This is a genomic window from Nocardia tenerifensis NBRC 101015, from assembly GCF_000308715.1.
GTDB classification, from domain to species: Bacteria; Actinomycetota; Actinomycetes; order Mycobacteriales; family Mycobacteriaceae; genus Nocardia; species Nocardia tenerifensis.
On the sequence record NZ_BAGH01000206.1, the window covers coordinates 1 to 19,677 of the forward strand.

At 69.4% G+C, this 19,677-nt stretch carries 19 protein-coding genes and 1 pseudogene; 9 read left to right on the forward strand and 11 right to left on the reverse strand.

The window, feature by feature from the left end:
• Together ON39_RS17535 and ON39_RS17540 are read right to left on the reverse strand one after the other, a co-directional pair.
• A partial coding sequence (locus ON39_RS17535; protein ID WP_506329723.1) for a GTP cyclohydrolase II occupies positions 1–446 on the reverse strand: 446 nt, incomplete at its 3' end.
• Positions 447–810: 364 nt separating this feature from the next.
• Entirely contained in the window at positions 811–2,298 is a 1,488-nt protein-coding gene (locus ON39_RS17540) for a carbohydrate kinase family protein (RefSeq protein WP_040735384.1), read from the reverse strand.
• A gap of 558 nt (positions 2,299–2,856) precedes the next feature.
• On the opposite strand from ON39_RS17540, the gene ON39_RS49840 reads away from it, so the two are divergent.
• On the forward strand, positions 2,857–3,549 hold the full coding sequence (locus ON39_RS49840; protein ID WP_174412536.1) for a hypothetical protein: 693 nt from the start codon (positions 2,857–2,859) through the stop codon (positions 3,547–3,549).
• A 354-nt stretch (positions 3,550–3,903) separates the two neighbouring features.
• Positions 3,904–4,266 (forward strand): hypothetical protein, encoded by a 363-nt coding sequence (locus ON39_RS17550; RefSeq protein WP_063713362.1) that lies wholly within the window; start codon positions 3,904–3,906, stop codon positions 4,264–4,266.
• A gap of 30 nt (positions 4,267–4,296) precedes the next feature.
• Here the strand turns inward: ON39_RS17550 and ON39_RS17555 are convergent, their stop codons facing one another.
• The 3 genes from ON39_RS17555 to ON39_RS17565 are packed head-to-tail and all read right to left on the reverse strand — an operon-like array spanning position 4,297 to position 6,739.
• On the reverse strand, positions 4,297–5,373 hold the full coding sequence (locus ON39_RS17555; RefSeq protein WP_040735387.1) for a quinone-dependent dihydroorotate dehydrogenase: 1,077 nt from the start codon (positions 5,371–5,373) through the stop codon (positions 4,297–4,299).
• A 4-nt stretch (positions 5,374–5,377) separates the two neighbouring features.
• Complete coding sequence (locus tag ON39_RS17560; RefSeq protein ID WP_085998210.1) at positions 5,378–5,668, reverse strand: DUF5703 family protein; 291 nt, start codon at positions 5,666–5,668, stop codon at positions 5,378–5,380.
• Positions 5,669–6,739: a YncE family protein gene (locus tag ON39_RS17565; RefSeq protein ID WP_246002656.1), complete on the reverse strand. Its 1,071-nt coding sequence runs from the start codon at positions 6,737–6,739 to the stop codon at positions 5,669–5,671.
• Between the two features lie 211 nt (positions 6,740–6,950).
• Here ON39_RS17565 and ON39_RS17570 point away from each other — a divergent pair, with 211 nt between their 5' ends.
• Genes ON39_RS17570 through ON39_RS17580 form a run of 3 tightly spaced genes read left to right on the forward strand, consistent with a single transcriptional unit; the run spans position 6,951 to position 9,994 of the window.
• Positions 6,951–7,307 (forward strand): hypothetical protein, encoded by a 357-nt coding sequence (locus tag ON39_RS17570; protein WP_040735388.1) that lies wholly within the window; start codon positions 6,951–6,953, stop codon positions 7,305–7,307.
• 6 nt (positions 7,308–7,313) lie between these two features.
• Positions 7,314–7,847 (forward strand): WKL family lipoprotein, encoded by a 534-nt coding sequence (locus ON39_RS17575; protein WP_246002655.1) that lies wholly within the window; start codon positions 7,314–7,316, stop codon positions 7,845–7,847.
• Positions 7,848–7,903: 56 nt separating this feature from the next.
• Positions 7,904–9,994: an MMPL family transporter gene (locus tag ON39_RS17580; RefSeq protein WP_246002654.1), complete on the forward strand. Its 2,091-nt coding sequence runs from the start codon at positions 7,904–7,906 to the stop codon at positions 9,992–9,994.
• A 31-nt stretch (positions 9,995–10,025) separates the two neighbouring features.
• Here ON39_RS17580 and ON39_RS17585 read toward each other — a convergent pair whose 3' ends face one another.
• Together ON39_RS17585 and ON39_RS17590 are read right to left on the reverse strand one after the other, a co-directional pair.
• On the reverse strand, positions 10,026–10,541 hold the full coding sequence (locus tag ON39_RS17585) for a YybH family protein (RefSeq protein WP_040735390.1): 516 nt from the start codon (positions 10,539–10,541) through the stop codon (positions 10,026–10,028).
• Positions 10,542–10,759: 218 nt separating this feature from the next.
• Positions 10,760–11,428, reverse strand: a complete 669-nt coding sequence (locus tag ON39_RS17590; RefSeq protein WP_040735391.1) for an NAD(P)-dependent oxidoreductase — start codon at positions 11,426–11,428, stop codon at positions 10,760–10,762.
• Between the two features lie 257 nt (positions 11,429–11,685).
• Between ON39_RS17590 and ON39_RS51455 the strand changes: the two are divergent.
• The 3 genes and pseudogenes from ON39_RS51455 to ON39_RS17600 all read left to right on the forward strand — a co-directional run.
• Positions 11,686–12,111: pseudogene (locus ON39_RS51455) on the forward strand (alpha/beta hydrolase); the annotation flags it as partial.
• A 187-nt stretch (positions 12,112–12,298) separates the two neighbouring features.
• On the forward strand, positions 12,299–12,763 hold the full coding sequence (locus tag ON39_RS50620) for a GbsR/MarR family transcriptional regulator (RefSeq protein WP_040735393.1): 465 nt from the start codon (positions 12,299–12,301) through the stop codon (positions 12,761–12,763).
• Between the two features lie 10 nt (positions 12,764–12,773).
• Complete coding sequence (locus ON39_RS17600) at positions 12,774–13,586, forward strand: class I SAM-dependent methyltransferase (protein ID WP_040735394.1); 813 nt, start codon at positions 12,774–12,776, stop codon at positions 13,584–13,586.
• Between the two features lie 260 nt (positions 13,587–13,846).
• On the opposite strand, the gene ON39_RS17605 is transcribed toward ON39_RS17600, so the two are convergent.
• From ON39_RS17605 to ON39_RS17620, 4 genes are all read right to left on the reverse strand, one after another.
• Positions 13,847–14,695, reverse strand: coding sequence for a heme ABC transporter ATP-binding protein (locus tag ON39_RS17605; RefSeq protein ID WP_040735395.1), 849 nt, complete (start codon positions 14,693–14,695; stop codon positions 13,847–13,849).
• A gap of 172 nt (positions 14,696–14,867) precedes the next feature.
• Complete coding sequence (locus ON39_RS17610; RefSeq protein ID WP_040735396.1) at positions 14,868–15,974, reverse strand: FecCD family ABC transporter permease; 1,107 nt, start codon at positions 15,972–15,974, stop codon at positions 14,868–14,870.
• Complete coding sequence (locus ON39_RS17615; protein ID WP_051186752.1) at positions 15,971–17,014, reverse strand: heme/hemin ABC transporter substrate-binding protein; 1,044 nt, start codon at positions 17,012–17,014, stop codon at positions 15,971–15,973. The genes ON39_RS17610 and ON39_RS17615 overlap by 4 nt, the downstream gene beginning before the upstream one ends.
• Before the next feature lie 91 nt (positions 17,015–17,105).
• The gene (locus ON39_RS17620) at positions 17,106–18,077 is read right to left on the reverse strand and encodes an aldo/keto reductase (RefSeq protein ID WP_040735399.1); all 972 of its coding nucleotides are present in this window, start codon (positions 18,075–18,077) and stop codon (positions 17,106–17,108) included.
• 265 nt (positions 18,078–18,342) lie between these two features.
• Between ON39_RS17620 and ON39_RS17625 the strand changes: the two genes are divergently transcribed.
• On the forward strand, positions 18,343–19,281 hold the full coding sequence (locus ON39_RS17625) for an undecaprenyl-diphosphate phosphatase (RefSeq protein ID WP_040735400.1): 939 nt from the start codon (positions 18,343–18,345) through the stop codon (positions 19,279–19,281).
• Positions 19,282–19,677 lie beyond the last annotated feature (396 nt).

Consider the following 19,677-nt stretch of genomic DNA (forward strand, 5'->3'; position numbering starts at 1 on the left):
CGCAGACTCGCGATGTCGAGTCTCAGCAGCCCGGTAATGGCGAGCAGGTAATCCCTGCTGTCGGGGTCCAGGCCGAGCGAGCGGTACGAGTCGAAGGTATTGGCGCCCGTGCGCTCTTGGACGTGGTAACCGCGCGCCTTGTTCACCAGACCGGCGCCGCGGCCTTCCTGCTCCATGTAGATGAGCACGCCCGCGCCCGCCGCCTGGATCATGTCCATCGTCGCGTCGATCTCGGCGCCGCAGTCGCAGTCCTCGGATCGCAGCACCTCGCCGTAGAAGCACCGAGAATGAATGCGTACCAGGCACCCCTCGGTGATCGCGCCGAAAACCAAGAGGTGGCCGTATTCTTCACCGCCGGGTAGCGCCGCCACCCGAACTTTCAGGTCGAGACCCTTGCGGGTCAGTCGGTGCACGGTGTCGTCGGGGGAACGGAATTCGATGGTCACGTCGGCCTCCAAGGTTCTCTGGATCGAGTTCTCGGATGGTCGTGGCACCGGGGGAGCGATTCGTCCGCGACGGTGACACGGTCTATGTTCCGATTCGATTCAACACCCGTTCGGCTCGCCCGTGGGGGCTGCTCGCGGTCGAATTCCAGGGGTGGAAAGTGACCGATCCATGGTCCGGTTGATTCCGCTTTGCGATTTAGCCTGTTACGTAACACTTCTGGCAAATCAGGCAAAGTTACCGGGCGGCAAGCGATTACCCCTCGGGGTGGTGTAGATCACAGGACGCGCTCCATCAGCGAACATCGGTGTCTCCCGACAATCGCATGTAAATGGCTGGGCTGGTTAGTGTTTCATCGTGTGCCACTCAGTTTTCGCCGAGCAATTCCCCGGGGTGGTGCTCCTCGGCGAATCGCACGATGCGATCGATCTCGCCGATGAGTTCCGCGCCGCGCAGGGTGGCGAAGCCGGAGTGGGCGGCGACCATCGCGGCGACGGCCCAGCGGAAGTCCTGCTCGGTCGCCGGGCCGGTGCCGGTGACGAAGCGGTAGGCGAGGGCGGCGGAGAAGACCGCGCGCACGCTGGGGGTGTCCTCGAGGCCGACCGAGGGGCGGTGGATGTGCGCGGTCACCGCGTCGGAGTGGACGCTGGCCTGGAAGTCCTCCAAGGCGCAGACGGAATGTACGCCGAGCAGGCGGAGCCGGGAGATGGTGTCGGCGGCGGAACCGGTCTCCTGGGCGACGCGTTCGAGTTCGTACGGGGAACCGATCAGGTGGTCGATGAGGCCGAGGAACCTGTGCAGATGGCGCGGCGGCTCGTCCGCGGGCGCCGGATGCAGCAGCACGATCGGCCGAACACGCAGCGTCCGAATGGTTTCCAGCACGAGTTCGACGATCTCGCCTGGCTGCTCGAAGGTCAGCAGCACCGCGCTGGACGCGGCGAGGGCGGCGCGGACGGCGGGGGAGCGCAGGTGCTCCTCGGTGCACTGGGTCGAGGGATGTTTGTGCACGAGGCTGCGGACACCGTCGGCGTCGATGACCACGGTGACCACGGAGGTCGGCGCGTCGGACACCACCCGGACGAGCTCGGTATCGACGTTCTCCGACTGGAGATAGCCGAGGATTTCGCGGCCGTCGGCGTCGTCACCGACGGCCGCGAGCAGCCGGACGTCGAGGCCGAGCCTGGCGGCCGCGACCGCGCGATACAGCGCCTTTCCGCCCGGTATCCGCTCGCGATCCGAGCGGGTCGACCGGCGGGGCTCCGGGATGCGCTCGCAGCGCAGCACCTCGTCGATCACGGCGTCGCCGATGATGGTGACGACGGGACGCGTTGCGCGCGAGCGGGTTTCGACCGGCGCGATGGCGGGGACGATGGTCACGGCCGTGCCGGCCGCGAGAGCCCGCGCGAGCGCGGTGAAGGCGTTGCGCTCCGGCGTCGCCCGGAGCGAACGGACGGTGGGGATCGGGGGGACGTCGTCGGCGCCGGCCGCGACGTGCAGCGCGTCCCAATGCTCCACGAGATAGGCTCGGCGGGTGCCGAGTTCGTTGCCGTACAGTTGCGCGCGATCGAGGTTCGGCACCGTCGCCGTGTCGAACAGGCGCAGCGCCAACTCCACGTCGACGATGATCCGATCCGTGGCGAGCAGCCGCTGCGCGAGTTCCCGGACCACCGAGATCAGGGCCTCCGGCTCGTCGCCGCCGAGCTGACCGCGGCGATGCTGCACCGCCGGGAGGGCGAAGAGCGTGCCGCCGTCGATCTCGGTGGTGCGCAACCGTTCCGGAGTGAGCCCGCGGTGCTTGGACAGTTGCTGGAGCGCGCTGCGCACGGCGACGATGTGCGACTCATGGACGGCCATCGCGGGCCTCCTCGTCTCGGTTCTCAGCTCCCGGCCGCGGCGAACCACTGGTGAACCCACGGTACGTACGGCGACTCGCCTCCGTCAATTGCCAAATGGCCGCCTGCAATTGCCATTTCCTCCCGCGGACTGCCCGGCGCGAGCGCGTCATCGGCCTGTGCCGCACCGAGACACCTTCGAAGAAGGCTCATTTCGCAACAGTCGGACGGCCGATTGTGTGTCAATCGCCCATTACGGGATGTCAATTGACGTCCGTTATGGGCGACTGCCACACTGGGATCTGGCGATCGGTCGCCACACCAGCCGGCTGGGAGGTCCCTGGTGATGAAGGTAATTCTCTTGATGCGGCACACCCGTCGGCGCGGCCGGCGCAGGCCCGGCGCGTGCGCGACCGAGCTGGACGCCAACCACGCCGTCGACTAGGTGAACCCTTGCGCGTTCGCCGGCAGCTCGGCCGAAACACCCTCTGCTGTCGCCGTTTTCCCGCGCGCCCGGCTTCTCCCCGGATTCGGCGCGTCGGCGAATCGCGCGGCGGCACCTCCCGCCGTGGAGCCAGTCGTGACGATCTACGTGAACAACGGATCGATGACGAGCAGCGTCAGCCCGGAGTGGGCGTTCCGCGTGGCGAGCGCGGAGCCGGGCCGGCTACCGGACCATGTGACCCGCGAACAGGCCACGGCCGCAATGACATCGGCGGAGCTCGCCGCCGACCCGAATCGACTCTCCGACCCGGCGGCAGCGGCGCCGGCCGAACAGCTCGGAGTGACCGTGTGGCACGCGCTGACCGTGCCGCACGGGCGAATGCTCGAGCGGAGGCATTCGTGCACATCCACCTCCCCGACCCGGCGACGCCACCGACGAGTCGGTTCTCACCCTGCGGAGGCAGGCATGATCATTCACACGGCCGACTGGATCGGCAGCACCCTCACTCCCGAGTCCGCGTATCGCCCCGCGGCGGAACCGGACTCGTGGCGGCTGACCTGGCTGCCCGGCCGCGCGCTCACCCCCGGCCAGGCCCGCGCGGGCATGGAACTCGACGAGATCCTCAGCGACCCGAACGCGGTGCACGATCGGGTGGCGCAGGCCCGGGTCGAGGCCTACGCCGACCACCTCGGCATCCTGCGCGAGCACGCGGTGATCCTGCTCGCCAAGCGCATGGCGGCGAGGTTGCGTCGAGACCAGACGCTCTGCGACACACGCACCACGGCGTGCGACGGCAACCATTCCGAAATCCGGCGGAGCCATCACTGAGACCCACCCTCCGTAATCTCGAGTCCGGTCCTCATCGATAGGAGGTTTAGCGAGGCGACGTAGCGTCAATAAAAGCTGGACAAAGGCAATCGCCCCGGATAATGGTGATTGCCAGTCGAATTGGCGATCATCGCCCAGCCAGGTACGCGGGAGGGCCTGGCGACGAGCCCGATTCTTCGAACTACAGCACCTTCGGCCGAGGCCGGACACACCCGGAAGCGGTTGTCCGACCTCGGCGCGGCCCCGCCCCACCTCCGGAACGAGGCCGTTCGTCGTACGCGCACCCGCGCGGGGGAACCATCGTGCAGCACCCCGACCTTGGACTGCACACCGGATGCACGACAGGAGGACGTCGTGACCATTGACGTGACGGACTGGTCGATGATCAGTGACCGCAGCCCCGAATCCGCCCACCGCACAGCCGATTCCGGCGCCGAAGCATGGCGGCTGAGCTGGCTGCCGGACCGGCGGCTGACCCACGCTCAGGCGCTGGCCGGCATGCGCTTCGACGAGCTCGCCGGTGACCCACTGGCCGTGGACAATCCGGCCGCGCAGGCCCTGATGGACGGCTACGCCGGCGAACTCGGCCTCACCACGGCCCAGGCGATTCTGCTGCTCGCGGAGCGGATGGTGGCGCGGCTGATGCCACCGGACGAGGACGGCACCCCGTGTGCGTCGCGCGGGCACGTCATCGAACCGCCGTACGTGTTCGGATAGCTCGCGTGCCGGGCCACACCGCCGAGTCGCTCAGGCGTTGGCGGTGTGCTCGGCGCCGATGGCCTCGGTGATGTTGCGATACCCGTTGGCGCGCAGGCGTTGTGCGAGGCCGCGGTGGATCTTGCGGGTCCAGAAGGGGCCGCCGTAGATGAAGCCGGTGTAGCCCTGCAGCAGGGTCGCGCCCGCACGGATGCGTTCCCACGCCTGGTCGGCGGTCTCGATGCCGCCGACGGAGATCAGCACGAGGCGGTCGCCGACGCGGCGGTAGAGGCGGCGCAGCACGTCGAGGGAGCGATCCGCGACGGGCGCGCCGGACAGCCCGCCCGCGCCCATCGCCGCGACCTCGTCGGCGGGCGTGCGCAGGCCGTCGCGGCGAATGGTGGTGTTGGTGGCGACGATGCCGGCCAGGCCGAGCTCCACGGCGAGATCGGCCACGGCGTCGATGTCCTCGTCGGACAGGTCGGGGGCGATCTTCACCAGCACCGGCACCCGCACGCTGTCGAGCACCGCCCGCAGCAGCGGGCGCAGCGACTCCACGGCCTGTAAGTCGCGCAGTCCCGGGGTGTTCGGCGAACTGACGTTGACGACGACGAAGTCGGCCAGCGGGCCGAGCAGAGCCGCGCTGACCGCGTAATCGTTTGCGGCGTCGGCCGGTTCGACGATTTTGGTCTTGCCGATGTTCGCGCCGATCGGCACGTCGCCGCGGCGCCCGCGCAGATGCTCGGCGGCGGCCTCGGCACCGAAGTTGTTGAAGCCCATACGATTGATCAGCGCGCGGTCGGCGGGCAGCCGGAACAGCCGCGGCGCGGGATTGCCCGGCTGCGCCTGGGCGGTGACTGTGCCGATCTCGGCGAAGCCGAAACCCAGTGGCGCCCAGGCGTCGACGCCGTCGGCGTTCTTGTCGAATCCGGCGGCCAGGCCGACCGGGGCGGGGAACTCGACGCCGAACGCGGTGTTGCGCAGGATCGGATCGTCGGTGGCCAGGATCTTGGTCATCAGCCAGCGCAGCGGCGCGAAGGCGGCGGCGAGGCGCAGGGCGGCAAAGGCCAAGTGGTGGATGCGTTCCGGCGGAACCAGAAACATCAGGCGCAGTAACAGGGCGTACATCAGCTCACATTCCGGGCTCGGGCAGAGGTAGTGCGGCGGTTTTTCGGCGGCGCAGCAGCACCCGGCGGCTCCCGTCGGTGTAGGCCCGCACGCGGGACAGTTCCCAGCCGCCGAACTCGGCCTGGATGGCCAGCCGCATGGACGCGGTCACCCTGGTCACCTCGGGCGGGAGCCGCAGCGGCACGTATTCGTAGTCGTCGCTGGTGGTTTCCCAGCCCGCGGGCAGCGCACCGCGGCGCGGTCGCTGCTCGGGCGGTGATGCGGGTTCGTCGTCTGCGCGCGTTGCCGGAGTCATCTAGTGGCCTCTCTTCCGATCGTCCGCCCGGATCCGCTGCAGGCCGTCGCCGACCGCGGACCCCACGAACATGTCACCGGTGCGCTGATCGATGGTCACCGAGTTCGGCTGCCGCACCGTCGAGTAGCGGCCGACCTCTGCCGGTATACCTGTCGACAGATCGAATCCGACGACTTCGTTGCTCTGCGTGCACGTCACCCACACGGTGTCGGACCGCTGATCGTAGGCGAGCGCGTAAGGCGAAGAGTTTACCGGGAAGCGCTGACGCAGGACGAGCGGTCCGGCGCTGAAGACCAGCAGTTCCCCGCCCGCGGTGTCGGTCACGATGACGCGGCCGAACCGGTCGGCGATCATGGTGGTCGCGCCGTCGCCCGCGCGCAGCGCGAGGCCCAGATCGTCTTTGCCGAGCTCGATCTCGGTGACCGAGGTCTGGCGGCGATCGAGTACGGACACGTGATCCGCGGTGAGCGCCAGTGCGTCGGCGGAGGCGAGACCGGTCACGGTGCGCACGACCCTGCCGTCTGGGGAGATCGTGCGGACCTTGCCGTCGGCGGTGCCGACGAGCAGGGTGCCGTCGTCGCGACGCTGGACCGATCGGGCGTCGCCGTCGAAGGGAACGTCACTGACGGTGTCGGCGGTGAGGTCGACGCGGATGATCCGGTGGGGCGCGGGGATCAGCAGCTCGCCGGGCGCGCCCTGGGTGAGGGTCGCGCCGCGCGCGGGCAGCGAGAGGGTGCGCACGCTGGGGTCGGGGGCGCCGGTGGGGCCGAGCCGGGTGAGCGTCGCGGGGTCGATGAGGAAGAGCTTGGTGCTCGTCTCGCTGGCCGCGTCGAGCGCGGCGATCTGCCCGGTGCGCTCCTCGGCGAGCAGGGCGCGCAGCGGATTGGTCAGCGCGGCGACCTCGCCCGCGGGGCGCGCGCTCGCGGCGGGGGAGACGGCGGCGGTCGCGGGCTCCCTGGTCGGCAGGTTCTCGCCGTCCGAGCCGGTGGAGCAGCCGGTCACCAGCGCCACCGCCGCGACGGCGACGAGCGGGAGGCTACCGATCCGGATGCGGTCGTGAGGTGTGATCACGGCGGAACCCGTGAACGCCGCCGATCGAACCCAGGCGCGAGGGCGCATCCACCGAACTCCTTCTACCGACCGCTACCGACGATTAACCGCAACTCCACCATCTGACCATGATGGCGCACCGAGGCGACGTACCGGGGTGGCGGCGGGGGGAGAATGTCGGTGATGCGGGTTACGGTTGAGCTGAATCAGTGTCCAAATCAGGGAGATCCGGTTGATAGCCGACCATACGTCGGGATTTGCCATAGATGACCTAACCGTGGGTCCGTTCGCTCACGGCTTCGGAACCACCGGCGACGGCAGGCCCTATGCCTTTCGAACGGTCCGGTCCAGCCTGCGGCTGGAGATCTACCGGGCCGACCTGACGACGGACGTGCCGGGCCCCGAGGACGTCGTCGCGGTCGCCGAGGCCAGGGTCACCGATATCGACCTGGACGACGAACGCAGCGTCGTCGCGCTGGTGCGCGACATGATCCCCGACGCGGTGCCCGTCGAGGCGGCGCCGGATCGCGAAATGACGACCGTGCGCGCGTTGCTGGGACGCATCAGTTCCGTCATTGATGGTATGTAGATGGTGATGCCATACACACTTCTCGCCCGCACCGCGCTGACCGCCGCCGGCCTGCTCCTCACGGTCGCGACCGCGGCATGCAGCACCGGATCGGACGAGGCGTCCGTCGACGCCGCTCGTTCGTCGGCCAACGCGTCGCTGTCCGCCTCCATCACCACGTCCTCGCTGGCCGCCCATCCGCCGCTGCCGAGCGCCGCGCAGCTCGACGCGCAGATCAAGCGGGCACTCGACCCCGCCCTGCCCGACTCCGAGCGCACCGATCTCATCGAGGACGGCGACGCGTTCCGCACCGCCATCCCCGACATGTACAAGGCGCTGCAGGACAATCCGCGCGCGGTCTACGGCGTGACGGATCCGGTCTTCGACAATCACGACGGCACGCTCACCGCCACCATGCGCCTGGACAAGGACGGCACCGGCACCGCCGTGCGCACGACCGTCGTGCACTTCGTGCTGCTCGACGGCGAGTGGAAGATCTCGCGCACCGACCTGTGCGGCATCCTGCGCTCCGCCGACTACCGCACGCCCGCCTGCGGCTGACCGTGTCGGATCCGCGGAGTTCGCGGGTGCGCGGCGCACCTCGGGACGATTCGAGGGTGCACACCGGATTGCTGCGGTGGGGCGGATTCGTCTACCGGCATCGGCTGCTGGTGCTCGGCGTGTTCGCGCTCGCGGTGCTCGCGTCCGGCTGGTACGGCCGCGATCTGGCCGGGCGGCTGACGCAGGAGGGCTGGTTCGACGAGTCGAGCGAGTCGGTGGCGGCCTCCAAGATCGCCGACGCGACCTTCGGACGCGACACCGACAGCGACCTGATCCTGCTCTACACCGCGCCGGACGGAACGACGGTCGACGACCCGGCCGTGCGGTCGGCCGTGACGGGCGCGCTGAACGGACTGCTGGCGCGGTTCCCCGACAACATCCTCAAAATCGACAGTTATTGGGACAGCCCGTTCGCCGCCAACGCGACCGACGCCTCGCACACGCACGCGTTCGCCAGCGTCGGCCTGCGGGGCGAGGGCACCGCCACCGTCGAGAACTACTCGGCCATCAAGGACCACCTCGGCGCGGGGACGATCGGCGGCGGACCCGGCGGCACGACCGTGCAGCTCGCCGGGTTGCAGCCGGTGCTCGCCGGGCTCAATACCGGCATGCAGAACGACATCCACCGCGCGGAGATCATCGCGTTGCCGTTGGTGGCGATCCTGCTGTACTTCGTGTTCGGCGGGGTGGTCGGGGCCTTGCTGCCCGTGGTGATCGGCGGCATGACGATCATGGGCACGGCGGGCATCATGCGGGTGCTGACCGGGATCATCGATGTGAACGTATTCGCCAGCACCGTCATGACTTTGGTGAGTCTCGGGCTGGCGATCGACTACGGGTTGTTCACCGTCACGCGGTTCCGCGAGGAGCTGGCCGCCGGTCGCAGCGTGGAGGAGGCCACCGCGCGCACGGTCGCGACCGCGGGGCGCACCGTGCTGTTCTCGGCGGCGATCATCGCGGTGAGTCTCGGTGCGCTGTTCATCTTTCCGAACGGCGTGCTGCGGTCGGTGCCCTACGGCGGCATCAGCTCGGTGCTGCTCGCCGCGCTGCTCTCGGTCACCGCGCTGCCCGCGGCCCTGAGCATCGCCGGTCGGCGGATCGACTTGCTCGGCTGGAAGCGGTTCTCCCGCAGCAAGAGCGAGGCGCAGATCGACGCCGGGTTCTTCTCCCGGCTCGCGCAGTGGGCGATGCGGCGGCCGCTGGCGATCGCCGTGCCGATCGTGCTCGCGTTGCTGGCGTTGAGTATTCCCTTCCGGCACATCGAGTTCGGCGGGATCAGTGAGAAATATCTCGGCGCGCAGAACCCGGCCAGGGTGGCGCAGGAGCGGTTCGACGAGCTGTTCCCGAGCTTCCGGACCGAGCCGCTGAAACTGGTTGTGCGTGGGGCTGATTCGCAGCAGCTCAGCGACATCCGGTACGAGGCCGGCCGAATCCCCGGGCTCACCGGCCGATTCGAGCCCTCGGTGGCGACCAAGGACGGCATCAACGTGCTGCAGGCCGGGCTCACCGACCGGAAGGACTCCGATCGAGTGATCTCGGCGCTGCGGGCGATTCCGGAGCCGCCCGGCGTGGACATCATGGTCGCCGGGGTGCCCGCGCTGGAGCGCGACAGCATCAACGGGTTGTTGCGCGGGCTGCCGGTGCTGGTGGCGATTCTCGCCGCGGCGGCGTTGACGTTGATGTACGCGGCGTTCCGATCAATTGTGCTCGCGGTCAAGGCCGTCGCGATGAGCGCGTTGAGTTTGGTGTCCACGCTCGGCGTGCTCACCTGGGTGTTCGTCGAGGGGCACGGGGCGGGTTTCTTCCACTTCACGCCCGGTCCGCTGATGTTCGCCGTGCTCGCGCTGATCGTCACCGTGGTCTTCGGACTGTCCACCGACTATGAGGTGTTTCTGCTGTCTCGCGTGGCCGAGGCGCGGGCCGCAGGCGCCGAACCCCCCGAGGCGATCCGCTACGGCATCGCCCACACCGGCGGCGTGATCACCTCCGCCGCGGCCATTCTCATCGTCGTCACCGGCGCCTTCGGCTTCTCCGACCTGGTCCTGATGAAGTACATCGCCTACGGAATGATCGCCGCCCTCATCCTCGACGCCACCGTCATCCGCATGCTCCTGACCCCGGCGGTGCTGAAACTGGTGTGGCGCTGAGGGATTCGGGCGGCGATCTACTTCCGGCGGCTCACGAACCCTTTCGCCGCAGGCCGAGGCGGACGAGCAAGCTGGCGGCGACAAGCCCGACTATCGTTCGTCCACACCGCGCGGGCGTGTCCTTTCCGCACGCGAACCAGACTTGAAAGTTCTTCCGGCTGATCGGAATCGAGATGTGCTCGTGGGTGATTGCCCAGACGCCGTCCACCCGTCGCAGACAGACCGTCTCGCGCACCCAGATCGGCAAGTCGATCCCGCCGCGGCGCTTGCCGGAGTCCAGTTGCAGCATGTCGGCGAAGGCCACGTCTTCCCCGGCGACGATGGTCAAATCGTGGGTCTCCAGGCTGATCGGGCCGACGTACCCGTCGAACCACCGCACGAAATTGCGGCGCACCTCCTCGGTTCCCGTGAAGCGCAGGGGCGCGACGGCGTCGTAGTAGACGATGTCCGGCGAGTAGAACGACATGACCCGATCGATGTCCTTCGACCGCTGTGCGTCCATACAGCTCGCCAGGAACTCCCTGATCTGAGCTTCCTCCGTGGTCATCGTGTCTCCGTTCGAGATTTGCGACCAGGGCTTCCGGCCGCTTCTCCTGACCGACGACACAGCGATGAGAAATGTGAGGTCGCCCGGCGGCGGGCGACGCGAGCAGGCCGCGCTACCGGCAGGGGCAACGGGCGCGTTTCACCGAGCTATCACCGCCCTCGGTTGCCGCCACCGGCTCGATAAGGCGTTGGGCGGCAACCGATTCTGGTTGTGCCGGGTCAGTTGGCCATGCCGACGGCCTGGTGGATGGACCGGGGCCAGTCGAGGGCGCGGAGCATGCAGTGGGCGACGTCGGCGCGCGAAACGTATCGGCCGCCGGGGAGGTTCTCGCCGAGGGCGGTGCGGTAGTCGCCGGTGAGCGGCTTGTCGGTGAGCTGCACCGGCCTGATCGCGGTCCAGTCCAGGTCGCTGGCCCGCAGGGCGTCCTCCATCAGGGCGAGGTCGGCGTACTGCGGCTTCAGCACGGCCTTCACGATCGGGTAGATCACGTATTTCAGGAAGAACCCGTCGCCCTCGTCTCGCTTGGGCGGGTTCGGGTTTCCCGGCGACGGCGTTGTGCGTACGGGCGCGGCGCTGACCACGATCAACCGCCGCACCCCGGCCTCGTCCATTGCGCGGATGATCGCCGCGGTGGCCCGCGAGACCACGCCCGCCGCCGCGTTGTTCGCCGGCCCCACCGCCGAGAGCACCGCGTCCGCACCGCTGATCGCCGACACGAGCACCGCCGGGTCCGCCTCGACCACGTCCGCCGTCACCACGCGCACCGGGAATTGCGCCACCTTCTGCGCGTTCCGCACCACCGCCGTCACGTCGTGCCCCGCCGCCACGGCCTGCTCCAGCACCTGCTGCCCCACACCACCGCTGGCTCCGAACACCACAAGCTTCATCTACCGACTCCTTCCCGTCGCCGCCCTCGGCGGCCCGAATACCAGTCCTCACCTTCATGACGAATTCGCGCCGCGAAAGGTAACTGCGGCGCGCGAATCGGCCCGACCGTTGAGCGGCGCGCGCCCGGCATGCGGGCTGCACATCGCTTCTCGGCCCCATGCCGTATCGACCTTCTCCTCAACAGGTTTGGAGGCGCGCATTGACATGCTAGTCATTTCAGTCGAGACTGAAATGACTAGCAATGAGAGGTGAGAAGATGACTCGCGAGATCGAGCAGGTGACGTTCAACAGCCTCGGCACCGCGTGCGCAGGCGACCTGTATCTGCCCGCGACGGACAGCCCGGTCGCAGGTCTGGTACTCGGGCACTCCGGCGCGATGGTGAAGGAAGCGTTGCGGGTGTTCGCACCATATTTCGTGCGGGCGGGGTTCGCGGTCCTCGCGATCGACTATCACACGGTCGGCGCCAGTGCGGGGGAGCTCCGAGGGCAGGACTATCCGGAACGGCAGGCGGAGGATTTTCGTAGCGCGGTGTCGTATCTGCGAACCCGCCCGGAGGTGGACCCCGATCGGATCGGCGTCTGGGGCGTCAGCATCGGAGGGTCGGTGGCGGCGCAGGCCGCGGTACTCGACCGGCGCGTGAAATGCGTTGTGGTGCAGAGCCCCAGCGTGTGGAACGGCTGGCGGTATCTGGAACGGCTGCCTCTACACCGGTCCCGGTCTCGAGAAAGCCATGGCGCCGGCCGTCGAGTGGTTCGACCGGCACCTGCGCCGAACCCGCGTCATCGTTCCCACCCCGACGCCTACCCGGGAGTCGGTGGCCGCCGTGCCACAGTAGTCGGGCCGAAACACAGTACGAGGAGGACGCGGGATGCCGGACGCGGATCGACAGGACGCCACGCTGGAGTGGGTGGAGCGAGTCGCCACCTTCTGCGTGGAGGAGTGGGGGCTGACCCCCATCACCGGGCGAATCCTGGGCCTGCTGATGATCTGCGATCCGCCGGAGCGATCCGCGGGCCAGATCGCCGACGCCATCCACGCCAGCCGCGCCTCGCTGACCTCGAACATGCGCCTGCTGACCACCATCGGCCTGATCCGCAAGGTGCGGGTTCCCGGTGACCGCACCGCCTACTACCGCATCGAGGACGACGCCTGGGAGAAGGTCATCCAGCGCAAGATCGCCGGCCTCGGCGCGTTCGGCGACATCGCCGAGGAGGGACTCGCCCTGATCGATGACGCGAATCCCGCTCGCACCGAACGCATTCGGGCCGCCCAGCACGCCCTGACCTGGCTGCGCGACCTCGCCGCCCGACATCCCAGGGACGCCACCACCTGAAGGACCGACCATGCTCCGAATCCGACCCGACCTCGACCCGATTCAGGAAACCCTGCTCCTCACTCTGCGCGCCCGAGCACTGGACGCGTCCGCGCCCACCCCAATTCTGGGAGACACGCACCAGTCCGAGCTGGCCGACCGGCTCGACTACGATTTCGCGAAACTCGAGCTGAAACCCAGCCTCATCTACGGAACCGCCCTGCGCGCAAGGAAACTCGACGACGCGGTGCGCGCGTTCACCGCCGTGCATCCGAACGCGGTGGTCCTCGATCTCGGCTGCGGACTGGACACCCGCATGCTCCGATGCGAGCCGCCCGCCGAAGTAGACTGGTACGACATCGATTACCCTGAGGTCATCGATCTGCGCGGCCAATTGCTGTCGCAGAGCTCCCATCTCGTGGGTGCCGATCTCACCCACCCCGGCTGGACTCGCCACCTGCCCACCGATCGACCGACCATGATCATCGCCGAGGGCCTGCTCCCATTCCTGCCCGGCGACACGTTCCACACCATGATCCGCGAGGTGACCATACACTGCGCGACCGGAGAACTCGCCCTCAACGGGTACACCCGTTTCGCCGCCTGGGCCATGAAATACCACCCCTCGATCAAAGCCCTCGGCATCCGCGCAGCCCAAGGTTTCGACGATCCCCACGAACCCGAAACCTGGGGCGCCCGACTGACTTTGATCGAAGAACAGCTGCTTACCCGAGCCCGCGAGGTCGCCCTCTTCCCCCAGCCGTTGCGCGCCCTCACGCAACTCACGGCCCGCAGTGCGAGCCTGTCGCGTCAGGCGAACCGGATACTCCGATACGGCTTCTGAGGGCGCCCAGCAGTCGGCGAGCGGGTTGCGTCCGTCAGAGTGGTGTGGTCGTGGCGCTGGCGGTGCCGGCGTGGCGGCTGAGGGGAATGGTGTGTGGCGGTGGCGGTGGCGGTGGCGGTGGCGGTGGCGGTGGCGGCGTGGCGGCAGGGGAATGGTGTGGCTGTAGTGCTGGTGGTGCAGGTGCGGCGGCGCCTTGCGCTGGTGTTGCAAGGCGTACCGGTCGAGGGGAGTGGCTTGGCCGTAGCGCCGGCCGACAGAGCTCAGCGGCGGATCGGGAGGACCAGTTGTGCGCCGGTGACGGGGTGATCGAGCACCTCGACGGGGTGTTGGTAGACGCGGGTGAGCAGGTCGGTGGTCAAGACCTCGCGGGGTGGCCCGTCGGCGGCGATGCGGCCGGACTCGAGGACGGCGACCCGGTCGGCGTAGGCGGCGGCGATGCCGAGGTCGTGCAGGACGACGACCACCGCGGCGCCCGCCTGCGCGCGGGCGGTGGCCAGGCGCAGGACGGCTTCCTGGTGACCGAGGTCGAGGGCGGCGGTGGGCTCGTCGAGGAGCAGGGTGCCGGTGTCCTGGGCGAGCACGCGGGCGAGCGCGACGCGGGCGCGCTCGCCGCCGGAGAGGGTCGGAAACGACCGGGCGGCAAGGTGTTCCACGTCGGCGGCGGCCATCGCGGCGGCGATGCGCTCGTCGTCGAGCTCGCGTCGCTCGGTGCGCACCCACGGCGCGCGCCCCATCGCCACCACCTCCCGCGCGGTGAACGGGAAACCGACGGTGTGGGTCTGCGGCAGCACGGCCCGCCGCCGCGCCATGTCCAGCGGTGACCAGTGCGTCAGCGAGTGCCCGTCCAGCTCGACCGACCCCTCGCTCGGCGTCAACTCCCCGGCCAGCGCCGCCAGCAGGGTCGACTTCCCCGCGCCGTTGGGCCCCACCAGCGCGACGATCTCGCCCGCCACCACCTCGAAGTCCACCGCCGCCAGCACCCGCCGCTGCGCCGAATTCGCCCCTCGCCGATCGACACTCACGCCCCGCGCCCGCAACGTGACCGCTCCCGGCTCCGGCGCGACCGGCACCTCATGCGTCCGCGCGAGCACCTGCCTGAGTCCACTCATCCCGCATCCCCTGCCAGCCACTCTCCGACAAGGTCGGCAACCTGAGCGAACCCGCCGACACCGACCTCCGCATCGAGACTTGTTGTGCGCGACCGATATGCGGCAATCCGGCCATGCTTCGGGCATGCAGCCGGGCCTGCGCCCTGCCGCCTCGGCCGGGCAGGAACCCCGCTCATCCCCACCCTCCAGCCCGCGCGCGCGTCCGTCGCAGCAACCAGAAGAAGAACGGACCGCCGATGAGTGAGGTGAGCATGCCCAGCGGCAGGTCGGCGTTGTGCACGAGGGAGCGGGCGGCGACGTCGGCGGCGAGCAGGACGACCGCGCCGAGGATGGCGCTCAACGGGATCAGCACACGGTGGCCGGGACCGACGAGCATCCGGACCAGGTGCGGCACGATGAGCCCGACGAACAGGATGATGCCGGTGAACGCGACGCCCGCGGTCGCGAGAACGGCGACGACCAGAATCACGTTGCGGCGCAAGCGTTCCACGTCGACCCCGAGGTGGCGCGCGGATGCCTCGCCGAGCGCGAGCAGGTCGAGCCGCGGCGCGATGAGAATGGCGGCGGCGACGCCGACGGCGGTGAGGATCGCGACGACGGTGACCGAGTCCCACGTCGCCCCGTTGAGCGAACCCAACTGCCAGAACACGATCTGATCCCGGGCGGCGGGCGTGGCGATGAACAACAGGAACGCGATCAACCCGCCCGCGAAGGCGTTGATCGCGACGCCGGTGAGCACGAGCGTCACCACCTCGGTCCGCCCGTTGGACCGGGCGAGCAGATACACCAGCAGCGTCGTGGCCAGCCCCGCGACGAACGCGGCCGCGGCCACCGACCAGGCCGCGACGAACGTACCGCCGACCACGATGACCGTGCCCGCACCGACGGCGGCGCCCGCGGACACCCCGATAACTCCTGGCTCGGCAAGAGGATTCGCGAATACCCCCTGCAACAACCCGCCCGCCGTCGCGAGCGCGGCACCGACCAGGATGGCGAGCAATACGCGGGGAAACCGCACCTGCCACAGCGTCACCTCACCGGCCGGGTGTGCGGCCATCGGTCCCCAGTCCAGCCCGATCCGGTGCAGCACGCTCCCGGCCACCTCTGCGGGCGTGGTCGGCACCTGCCCGATCGCGGCCGAGGCCAGCGCGAGCACGACGAGCCCGACGATCGCGACGGCGAACACCAGCGTGGTTCGCGAGCGCCGGCGCGACTTCGGCAGAGGCGACAACGGCTGCGCCGCAGGGGTTTCGGCCTCGGTGACGGTCGACTCGCTCATGCGGGCGCGTTGCCGTACACGGCCTGGCTCAGCGCCGTGATCACCCGGCCGGTATTGGGCCCGTAGCTCAATATCACCTGGTCCGACATGTCGACGACCCGCTTGTCGCGCCCCGCGGGTGTCTGCGCGATGCCCGGCACCTTCGCCAGCCCGTCCACTCCGCCAACGGATTTCAATCCATCCGTCATCACGAGCAGCAGATCGGGCGCGGCGCTGATCATGGCCTCGCTGGTGATCGTCACGAACGGCTCGGACAGCGCGGCGCCCGCGTCCGCTCCGCCGAGGGCGGCGATCAGCGAGTCCGCGCCGGAGCCGGGCCCGGCGAGCATGGTGATGGCGGTGCTGCGCAGGTACAGGAACGCCATCCGCAGCGGCGGATCCTGTTTCGGCACAGCGGCGACGGCGGCGTCGATCTCGCCGCGGGTGCGCTGCCCGAGCCGCTTGCCGCGGTCGGGCACGCCCAAAGCGTTTGCCACCGCCTCGATTTGGGGCACGACGCCCTCCATGGTGCGCTTCGAGTCGAAGAACACGACGTTCACGCCCGCCCCGCGCAGCTGCTCACGCAGCTGCGGCGTGACCGTCACGTCGTCGGTCAGGAAGACCGAAGGGCGAAGCGCCAGTAGGGCTTCCAGGTTCAACGACCCGTTGCCGCCCGCGACGTTGGGCACGTCGCGAATGGCGGGGATGGCGACGGTGCTGCGCCCGATCAGCTTGGGGCCCAAGCCCAGTGCGTACACGATCTGCGACAGCGTGCCGTAGCGATCGACCGCGATGATGCGGCTCGCGTCGGTGACGGTGACCTCCGCCCCGTCGAACGAGCGCACGGTGACCGGCAGCGCCGGCGTCGGTTCCGGCCCGATCGGCACCGGATCGAGATCGGTCAGCGTCGCGGTGGCGGGCCCGCGCTGCCCACCCGTCGAGGCGGTGTCGGCGCCGCACGCGCCCGTGGCCGCGACCAAGGTGAGCGCGAGGACGGCCAGCACGAACCGGCCCATCGTGGATCGAACACCCAGCGCTTGCACGGACGTCGCACACCTCATGAGGTAAGCCTAAGACGTGCCGCACGGCGGCGATCATCGGGTCGGCGCGAGCCGTTCACCCGGCCCGCGAGCCCGACTCCGGGCGGATACCTCACTCAGTCCGCGCGCTGACATCATCGAGCGCGGCCGCGATCGCCCGCGGCAACTCCAGCGTCTCCGCCGCCAGCACGCCGGTGAGTTGCCCGATATCGCGCGCGCCCACGATCATGCTCGCGATCCCCGGCCGGTCCCGAATCCACGCGAGCGCGACGGCCAACGGCGAGGTGCCGAGCCCGTCGGCGGCGGTGACCAGCGCGTCGACCACCCGTGTCGCCCGCTCGTCGAGACTGCTGCGGATATCGGCCGCGGTCGCCTCGTCCGCGCCGCGCGAATCCGCGGGCACCCCATCGCGATACTTGCCGGTGAGAATGCCGCCGGCCAGCGGAGCCGACGCGACGACACCGACCCCGTGGTGCAGCGCGGCGGGCACGAAATCCGTCTCCGCGTCGCGGGCCAGCAGCGAGTACGGCGTCTGCGCGACGCTGATCGGGCCGACCGCGGCGAGGCTCGCCAGTTGCCAGGCGCCGAACCCGCGCACGCCCGCGTAGCGGACCTTGCCCGACCGCACCGCCTGCTCCAGCGTGGCCGCGACCTCGTCGAGCGGGGTCCGCGGATCCCACACCGCGACATTCCAGATGTCGAGGTGGTCGGTGCCGAACTCGAGCAGCGTGCGTTCTAGTTGACGCAGCAGCGCGCGGCGAGAGGTATCGGCGACGGTGTGCGTGGTCGCGTCCGGCACGGCCGGTCCGGCGGGAGCGGGCGTGACCCGCGGCGAGATCCCCGCGCAACCACTGAGCACCAGTTCGTCACGAGAGACCAGGTCGCCGAGCAGCTCGGCCAGGATGCGTTGCGCGCCACCGGCCGCGTAGGCGGGGGAGGTGTCGACGAGCGTGCCGCCCGCCTCGAGAAACGCCGCCAGTTGCACCGACGCCTCGTCGGCGTCGGTATGCGAACCCCAGGTATGGGTCGCAAGCCCTATCCGGGACACCCGTAGGCCGCTGCGGCCGACCGTCCGCTGTTCCATCACCGTGTCCGCGCAATCGTCACGGCGCCAAGCCTAGAGCGTGCGCGGGCGTGCGGACGCCTACCCGCACAGTGCCTCGCGCGTCGCGCCTCGACCTGCGACAGCGGTGCGGGCATGCCACCATGGCGGCGACACTGTACTGTCGCTGCGGGATTGCGCCCGTGCTCACCCGCGGGCGACCCATTTATTGACCAAATGCCCAGTCGGAACGGTTCTTTCGGGCAGGAACGCATGGAGGCGGCATGAGACACCAGGAGACCGAGTAATGGGCGAATCGATGACCTGGGTGCAGGCGCTCGTCCTCGGCCTGGTGCAGGGGCTCACGGAGTTCCTGCCGATCTCGTCGTCGGCGCATCTGCGGATCGTGTCGGGGGTGTTCTTCGGCGACGACGCGGGCGCCTCCTTCACCGCCGTCACCCAGCTCGGCACCGAGGCCGCCGTGCTGGTGTACTTCGCCAAGGACATCTGGCGCATCCTGCAAGCCTGGTTCACCACGGTGCTGCGCAAAGTGTCTGCGCGGGAACGGGTTCCGATCACCGATCAGGTGACGACGCGGCTGCCCGTTGTCACCGCCGGGCAGGCCGACCGCTACTTCGACCAGGAGGCGCAGCGCGAGCTCGACTACCGGATCGGCTGGTATGTGATCATCGCCACCATCCCGATCGGCGTGCTCGGCTTCCTGCTCAAAGACGTCATTCGCACCGCGGCGCGCAATCTGTGGCTGATCTCGTTCATGCTCATCGCGTTCGCACTGGTCATCGCGGCGGCGGAGTACTACGGACGCCAGCTGCGCCCGCTCGAACGGCTGACGACGCGAGACGGGTTGGTGATGGGTTTCGCCCAGTGCCTCGCGCTGATTCCCGGAGTGTCGCGCTCGGGCGCCACGTCCTCGGCCGGTCTGTTCCTCGGGCTGACTCGGGAAGCGTCCGTGCGGTTTTCGTTCCTGCTCGCCATTCCGGCGGTGACCGCGTCGGGCCTGTTCAGCATTCCGGACGCGTTCGCACCGGCCGGTGAGGGGCTCAACGCCAGTGGGGCGCAGTTGATCGTGGCGACGCTGCTCGCGTTCGCGGTCGGGTACGCGTCGGTGGCGTGGTTGCTGAAGTTCGTCGCTAAGCATTCGCTGGACTGGTTTGTCGGGTACCGGATCGTGCTGGGTCTGGTCGTCATGGGACTGCTGGCGACGGGAGTCGTTTCGGCGACATGAGATCGGTATCGAGTGGTGGATTCCTGCGAGGTCTGAGGAGTTCGCAGGTGGGTCAGGGAGTATCGCGGGCCGCGGCGATCGGATCGCGGGTGGCTGGGCAGGGTGAGTCGTGGGTGCCGGGGCGTCGCGAGTCGTGGGTGGTCGGGTGGCGCGAGTCGTGGGTAGCCGGACGGTGGGCGTCTGGGCGGGGCGAGTCGCGAGTGGTTGGGCCGGGTGAGTTGTGGGTGGCCGGGCGTCGCGAGTCGCGGGTGCCTGGGCGCGGCGAGTCGTGGGTAGCCGGACGGTGGGCGTCTGGGCGGGGCGAGTCGCGAGTGGCCGGGCGGGATGAGTCGTGGGTGGCCGGGCGGCGCGGGTCGCGGGCAGCCTGGCGTCGCGAGTCGTGGGTGCCTGGGCCGG

Bases quoted from the DNA above. Each gene is read 5' to 3' on its own strand.
- ON39_RS17600 (WP_040735394.1), top strand. From the start codon at position 12,774: ATGCTCCGAATCCGACCCGACCTCGACCCGATTCAGGAAACCCTGCTC.
- ON39_RS17585 (WP_040735390.1), bottom strand. From the start codon at position 10,541: ATGACCACGGAGGAAGCTCAGATCAGGGAGTTCCTGGCGAGCTGTATG.
- ON39_RS17575 (WP_246002655.1), top strand. From the start codon at position 7,314: ATGCCATACACACTTCTCGCCCGCACCGCGCTGACCGCCGCCGGCCTG.
- ON39_RS17560 (WP_085998210.1), bottom strand. From the start codon at position 5,668: ATGACTCCGGCAACGCGCGCAGACGACGAACCCGCATCACCGCCCGAG.
- ON39_RS50620 (WP_040735393.1), top strand. From the start codon at position 12,299: ATGCCGGACGCGGATCGACAGGACGCCACGCTGGAGTGGGTGGAGCGA.
- ON39_RS17620 (WP_040735399.1), bottom strand. From the start codon at position 18,077: ATGGAACAGCGGACGGTCGGCCGCAGCGGCCTACGGGTGTCCCGGATA.
- ON39_RS17540 (WP_040735384.1), bottom strand. From the start codon at position 2,298: ATGGCCGTCCATGAGTCGCACATCGTCGCCGTGCGCAGCGCGCTCCAG.
- ON39_RS17625 (WP_040735400.1), top strand. From the start codon at position 18,343: ATGGGCGAATCGATGACCTGGGTGCAGGCGCTCGTCCTCGGCCTGGTG.
- ON39_RS17610 (WP_040735396.1), bottom strand. From the start codon at position 15,974: ATGAGCGAGTCGACCGTCACCGAGGCCGAAACCCCTGCGGCGCAGCCG.
- ON39_RS17615 (WP_051186752.1), bottom strand. From the start codon at position 17,014: ATGAGGTGTGCGACGTCCGTGCAAGCGCTGGGTGTTCGATCCACGATG.
- ON39_RS17555 (WP_040735387.1), bottom strand. From the start codon at position 5,373: ATGTACGCCCTGTTACTGCGCCTGATGTTTCTGGTTCCGCCGGAACGC.
- ON39_RS17605 (WP_040735395.1), bottom strand. From the start codon at position 14,695: ATGAGTGGACTCAGGCAGGTGCTCGCGCGGACGCATGAGGTGCCGGTC.
- ON39_RS17590 (WP_040735391.1), bottom strand. From the start codon at position 11,428: ATGAAGCTTGTGGTGTTCGGAGCCAGCGGTGGTGTGGGGCAGCAGGTG.